Annotated in this window: 5 protein-coding genes; 2 read left to right on the forward strand and 3 right to left on the reverse strand. The window is 67.6% G+C overall.

The genetic code is table 11. The annotated features are described in order from the left end of the window. Positions 1 to 33: 33 nt before the first annotated feature. From B146_RS0119595 to B146_RS0119605, 3 genes are all read right to left on the reverse strand, one after another. Positions 34 to 1,530: an aldehyde dehydrogenase family protein gene (locus tag B146_RS0119595; protein WP_026358771.1), complete on the reverse strand. Its 1,497-nt coding sequence runs from the start codon at positions 1,528 to 1,530 to the stop codon at positions 34 to 36. A gap of 85 nt (positions 1,531 to 1,615) precedes the next feature. Continuing rightward, positions 1,616 to 2,569 carry an AraC family transcriptional regulator gene (locus B146_RS0119600; RefSeq protein WP_081631049.1) on the reverse strand — a complete coding sequence of 318 codons (954 nt, stop codon included), beginning with the start codon at positions 2,567 to 2,569 and terminating at the stop codon, positions 1,616 to 1,618. 220 nt (positions 2,570 to 2,789) lie between these two features. Then, a complete protein-coding gene (locus tag B146_RS0119605) occupies positions 2,790 to 4,172 on the reverse strand; it encodes an aminotransferase-like domain-containing protein (RefSeq protein WP_019998183.1) in 1,383 nt (460 codons plus the stop codon). A gap of 134 nt (positions 4,173 to 4,306) precedes the next feature. Here B146_RS0119605 and B146_RS0119610 point away from each other — a divergent pair, with 134 nt between their 5' ends. Then, positions 4,307 to 4,702 carry a DUF983 domain-containing protein gene (locus B146_RS0119610; protein ID WP_019998184.1) on the forward strand — a complete coding sequence of 132 codons (396 nt, stop codon included), beginning with the start codon at positions 4,307 to 4,309 and terminating at the stop codon, positions 4,700 to 4,702. A gap of 365 nt (positions 4,703 to 5,067) precedes the next feature. After that, positions 5,068 to 5,580: a sulfurtransferase gene (locus B146_RS26735; RefSeq protein WP_019998186.1), complete on the forward strand. Its 513-nt coding sequence runs from the start codon at positions 5,068 to 5,070 to the stop codon at positions 5,578 to 5,580. Positions 5,581 to 6,409: the final 829 nt, after the last annotated feature.

A 6,409-nucleotide genomic window follows, 5' to 3' on the forward strand; every position in this document is an offset into this window, starting at 1 on the left:
CGCCGGGTCTCCTCCCCCGGCGCGACCATGCCTTCAGAACGGCAGCGCGTGCCGCTCCCGCTGGACCGAGATCCAGCGCTGGACCGTGAAGGCCTCGACGGCGCCCTTCGGCCCCCATCTCCCGCCCCCACCCGAGGCGCCCAGCCCCGAGAACGGGCAGTGCGGCTCGTCGTGGACGGTCGAGTCGTTCACGTGGACCATCCCGGCGTGCAGGCGTTCGGCGAGCATCTCGCCCCGCAGCGCGTCGGACGTGACGACCGAGGCGGTGAGCCCGTAGACCGTGTCGTTCGCCATGGCGACCGCCTCGGCATCCGTGTCGAACGGCGTGACCGTGGTGACGGGGCCGAAGATCTCCTCACGCCAGACCTTCGTGCCGGGACCGACATCCGTGAGGACGGTGGCGGCATAGAAGGGGCCGTCCGCCCGCCCCCCGCAACGAACGCGCGCCCCTTCCGCGACGGCCTCGTCGACGAGGCGCTCGATGCGCCGCAACTGCCGCTCGTTGATGATCGGACCGATGACGCAGGTCTGCTCGTCCGGTGACGTGGGGACGAAATTCGACGTCTTGGCGACCAGCTTCTCTGTGAAACGATCGTAGAGCGAGCGGTGGACGAGGACCTTGTCGCAGGACATGCAGATCTGTCCCTGATGGAGGAACGAGCCGAAGAAGGCGAGGTCGACGGCACGGTCGAGGTCCGCGTCCTCGAGGACCAGCATCGGGTTCTTGCCGCCCAACTCGAGGACGATCGGCTTGAAGCGTTCGGCGCACGCCGTGGCGAGGCTGCGGCCCACGGCCGTCGAGCCCGTGAAGCAGAGGACCTTGACCCTGTCGTCCTCCACGAAGCGCCCACCGACCATCGGGGCGCCCTCGCGGGCGGTCGTCACGACGTTGAAGACGCCGTCCGGGAAGCCGGCGTCCGACAGCAGCTCGGCCAGCATGAGGCCGCCGGTGATCGGGCTGTCCTCGGACGGTTTCAGCACGATCGTGTTGCCGAGCGCCAGGGCGTAGGCGAAGCCGCGCAGCGACAGGTAGAGAGGGAAGTTCCAGGGGCTGACCACCCCGACGACGCCCACCGGCGCCCGCACCGTCCGGTTGACCTTGCCGGGAACCTGGCTGGGATAGGTCTCGCCGATCTCGCGCGTGGGAAGGCCTGCCGCCTCCCAGAGGAGGAGCGGCACGAGCGAGGCCTCGAACGCCGCCTTGCCGAGGCCGGACCCCGTCTCGGCGACGAGCGCGGAGACGAACTCGTCCCGGCGCTCCTCGAAGAGGGAAGCGGCCTTGTGGAAGAGGGCGGCCCGCGCCGCCGGCGGGAGCGAAGCCCAAGAGGGCTGTGCCGCCGCCGCCGCCGCGATGGCCGCGTCGACATCGCTTTCCGTCGCGTCGGGCACCGTCGCCACCGCACGACCGGTCGTCGGGTTCAGCGCCTCGAAGACCGCCCCGCCGGCCGAGCCGACCCATTCGCCGCCACGCAACATCGCACGGTACGGAACGTCCGTCCCGGATGTCTGAATCCTTGCCACGTCCAGCATCTCACCCTCCCTGGAGAACGGGTGAGACCGTCGGACGAGAAGCGGCTCGCGTCCATCGACAGGAATCGCATCTTCTGGAACACGGTCACCAAACGGGATTGCCGGGCTTGTGCCGCCGGCTTTTCCGGTACTCCAGCGGGCTCTCGCCCGTCATCTTGCGGAAGGTGCGGCTGAAGTGGCTCGCGTCGGAAAAGCCCAGACGGAACGCGAGGGTCTCGGTGCGCTCGTCGCTTTCCCTGAGGCTCTTCTTGGCCTCGGCCACGCGGTAGTCGTTGGCGAGGCGGGCGGGCGTCGTTCCGAACTGCCGTTGAAAGTTCCGGTGCAGGGACGACACCGACATGCAGGCGACCCGGGCCAGTTCGTCGACGGAGACGTGACGGTGGAGGCTCTCGCGGATCAGGCGGATGGCCGCGTGGATGCCGTTGTCCGGCGCGTTGGCCACGACCAGGAGGAGGTCGTGCGCCCGTGCCTGCAACAAGCCCAGCAGGGTGTCCTCGATGCGTGCGTCGATGCGGTGATCCATGAAGACGTCGCGCTCCATCCGGAACAGACGCATCAAGGCGGGGAGGTCCAGGCTCCTCGCCTCGGGCCCGCGCAGCACGGCGAACGCGGACCAATTGATGCCGAACGTCCCGTCGCGCCCGCGTCCCTCCGCCCGTTCGTTCAACCGGCCGAGGATGCTCTCGAAGCGGCTGGCCTCGATCTCGACGCAGTCGCACTCGACGGGCTGGAGGAAACTGGCGGAATCGAGATCGACGTCGATCTCCAGCCCGGCGGGAACGAAGACGGCGTCACCCGGGCGAACCTCGAACGGATTCGCCCCTCCGATCCGCATCACCTTCGTCCCCGACCGCAACTCGCACAGGATCGGGTTCGAGAACCTGAACTGAACGCGAGCGGGCGTGTTGGTGATGTAAGTCGCCGCCTCGGAGTGCGCGGCGTAGTGCGCGCAGCGGTATTCGACCAGCTTCTCGACAACGTTCGGTCGCGAATGCTGGACCGGACAAGCCAATCCACCAGGGTCAGACCTGTATTCCATTTCCTTTTCCTCCCGCGCGGATCGTGCTTGAGCGCCCCGCTTGGATCAATCCTAAAATGACGCTCCGGCATGCGTGTCGGGTGAGCGACGGCATGCTGGGGATCGGGCCGAAGCCGCAATCGCGCAGGCCCGCACGGCCCGTCCATGGGCCGCGTGCTTCCAGCTGCGCTTCCCAAGGTTGGAGCACCCTCCGCGAGAGGATGTCCCCATCCGGCCCTCGTCACACCATTGCGGCCGTTGCCGCGCCCGGCGTTCCGAGGACCGTGGCAAGCCGTCGGAGAGCGTCCGCCAGCCTTTCCCGGCTGCCGATCGCGCCGAGCGCGACGCGGACGGCTTCGGGCGCCTTGTCCCCGGTGGAGAAATCGGCGGCCGGGCTGACGGCGAGGCCTTGGGCACGGGCGGTTTCGAAGACGACGGACGCCTGCTGCCGTGTTCCCAGTTCCAGCCAGGCATGGAAGGCGTCCGGGTTCAGGCGCGCGCCGCCCGGCAGGACGGCCGCAGCGATCTCGTGGCGAGCCCGCACCTCGGCGCGCACGCCACCGACGATCTCCTCCGCCACGCCGCTGCGGACCCATTCGGACGCCAGGCTCGTCATCAGGGGGGCCGCCATGAGCGTCAGGCTCCGCAAGCTGGCGGCAACGCGGTTCAACGCCTCCGCCGACGGGGCCGCGATGAAGGCCGTCCGCAGGAAGGGCGAGATGCATTTGGCGAGCGTCGCCACATGGAACGTCGCCTCGGGAGCGATCGCGAGGAACGAGGCCGGGGCCTTGTCGGCGAGAAGCGGCGCGTAGGGGTCGTCCTCGATGATCGCGAGGTTCAGGCGACGCGCCACGGCGGCGATGTCGTGCCGCCGGGTTTCGGGCACGACACGCGTCGTCGGGTTGTGAAGCGTCGGGTTGAGGTAGACGAGACGAGCGTGCGTCTCTTTAGCCATCGCCTCCAGCATGTCCGGCCGCATTCCCTCCGCATCCGCGCCCACGCTCACCAATCTCAGCCTGAGCGTGCGCGCGAGCCCGATGAACCCCGGATAGGTCAACGTGTCCACCAGGACGGCATCCCCTTCGCGCGCAGTCGAGAGCAGCACGGCGGTCAGGAGTGCCTGCGCCCCGGCACCGACCCCCACGCGGTCGAGCGGCAGCCGGCGGCCGGCGCTCCCTTCCAGCCACGACACGCCAGCCCCCCGTTCCGCGGGGGAGCCGGGACCTGGATGGTAGGACAGGAGGGCCTCGGCGCTCGACCGCTTCAAAAGCCCGTCGATCCCGCCGCGGATGAGGCCGGGGAGGTTCAGACCAAGCGGGGACGGCGGGATGTTCATGCCGAGGTCGAGGATGGGTTCCTCCGGGCCTCGGGCCGTCACGAAGCTGCCGCGCCCCGCCGCCGCGTCGATCAGGTTGCGGCGACGCGCCTCGGAAAAGGCGCGCGTGACCGTGGTCAGGTCGACCCCGAGGCGTTCCGCGAGGGCCCGTTGGGCAGGAAGGCGGTCGCCGGGATGCAGGGCACCGTCGGCATGGTCCTGCGCGAGGGCCTCGACGATGCGCAGGTAGATCGGGCCGGAGCGTCCGGCGATGTCCGGGACCCATGTGGCCGTCGTCGTATCACTCATGGATTTCCCTTGTGCGACCCATACAATTCCTTCAAATGCATGCATACATCAGCTTCACTAGCTTGCAAGCGGCGCGCGCGAGACCGCATGGGGCCGCCGCCTGCGGGCCTCCCGCCGAAACCAGGAACACCGCCATGAGCCAAGACCGAACCTATCCGCGACTGGAGCCCTGGAAGGTCGGCGTGAAGGGTCGCTGCCCGCGCTGCGGCAAGGGACACCTGTTCAGCGGGTTCCTGGCCATGCGCGAGGGCTGCGAGGTGTGCGGGCTGGACTACTCCTACGCCGACCCCGCCGACGGTCCGGCCTTCTTCGTCGTCTGCTTCGCCTGCCTCCCGGCCGTCCTGTTCACGGTGTGGCTGGAAGTCGCCTTCGAGCCGTCGTTCTGGGTCCACATCTTCGTCTCCCTGCCCGTGATCTTGCTGACCTGCATCCTGCCGCTCAGACCCCTCAAGGGCTGGCTGGTGGCGAGCCAGTTCTACCACAAGGCCGAGGAGGGCCGGTTGGTGATGCGCGGCGACCCGCGCGACTGACGGGCAACAGGGACGAAGCTCGCATCGGCGCCTCGAGCGGAAGAACCGCTTCCGCCAAGCCGTAGACAGCCGCCCCGACCGCGGCACGATCCAATGGCGGTGGAACACGGTGCTGCGTCAAGCGCGGCCCGACGACCGAGGACCCCGAGGCTTGCACGCCCGACCCGGGCCGGACCGCCCGCAGGTCCCGGCGTCCCTGCCATGCACCATACCGATCCAGAGCAGCTTATTATCTAGTTTTTTTGTATATTTAGAAGATCGTTCCTCGCAGGGCGTCCTCCACCCGCATAGGTTTATCGGCGACGGTCACGGCAGCCGCCCGGCCGTCCCAGCGGTACAACCTCTGATCCCATCGAAGGACGATCATGCCCCCTTCCGCCCGCATCCTCGTCTCGGCCGCCGCGCTCCTGGCCGCCACCTCCTCCGCCTTCGCGCTCGACGCGCCGTCCGGCCCGCTGGTCACGACCGACTGGCTGGAAACCCATCTCGGCGATCCCGCCCTGCGGCTGATCGAGGTTTCGGTCGATCCCGGCACCTTCGAGCGGGGCCACATCGAGGGCGCCCAGAACGTCGTCTGGCACACGGATCTCGTCGATCCCATCCAGCGCGACATTGCCAGCCGCGAGAACTTCGAGGCGCTGGTGCGTCGGCTCGGCATCGACAATGACTCGACCGTCGTCCTCTACGGCGACAACAACAACTGGTTCGCCGCCTGGGGCGCCTGGGTGTTCGACACCTACGGCATCGAAGTGAAGCTGCTCGACGGCGGCCGCAAGAAGTGGGAGGCCGAGAAACTGCCGCTGACGACGCGCGTGGCCAGCCCCGCCGCCTCCGACATCACCCTGCCCGAACGCGACGAGTCGCTGCGGGTGTGCTGACGCGCATAAACCTACAGCTCGCGCTCCTGAGAGATCAATGGCTTGCAGGTTTCTGCCGCGCATAAAGGATCTCAATTGACGCGCATATAGGTAGCGCTCAGCACGGTTTGACGCGCATATAGCTACCTGACGCTTCAACGAGGCGAAGTGCACCAACGTACCTGACAGCCGCTGCAATGATGTCAGAAGACCAGTGCCGGTCCTGTAGCACCATGCAATCGCCAGCTTTTGCCGATCGGATCTAGCACGTTCGGCACCGTTCCTGTCGACGCGACGAAGCCCCAACGATCGGCGAGGATTGCAAGCGTCCGCCTCGCCGCAACCGTAGGCGACCCTCGTGCCGTCCATCGGCAGCGAACAGGGTCAGGCCAGTCCCATCACAGGTCCTTGAAGGCCGGACGGCCGGCGGAAGTGCGGGGTGAATCTAGGGCTGAGGGGCCCCACCGGATCTGCAATTCGCCCCTTGCCGTAAGGAGCCTATCGAGGATTTTAGTGAGTTTGAGGACGGCTGGACATCCGTTGTTCCGAGAGTGGTATCCAAAGTCCACCTTGCGCCCATCCCGGTCGCTTGAGCGCGCTTTTCATTTGCCCGAAAGCTGCCGGTCGGCTCCCGACCTGATCTCATGAGGAAGCATCCGGCAGCACGTCGGCGGCTGCACACTTCCATCGGCCGTTCTGGCCATGGGAGAACGACAATGGGACATACGACATTCGATCCGATTGGTAGTGCGCGCAGGGCTTGGAACGCTGGGCGCACAGTTGGCGCCAAACGGGCGCTGAAGCCGCAACAGGTTTGGGCAATCCGCTTCTGGCTTGACCACGAAGGCCG

The organism is Aureimonas ureilytica DSM 18598 = NBRC 106430, from assembly GCF_000382705.1.
In the GTDB taxonomy this organism is placed as follows: Bacteria; Pseudomonadota; Alphaproteobacteria; order Rhizobiales; family Rhizobiaceae; genus Aureimonas; species Aureimonas ureilytica.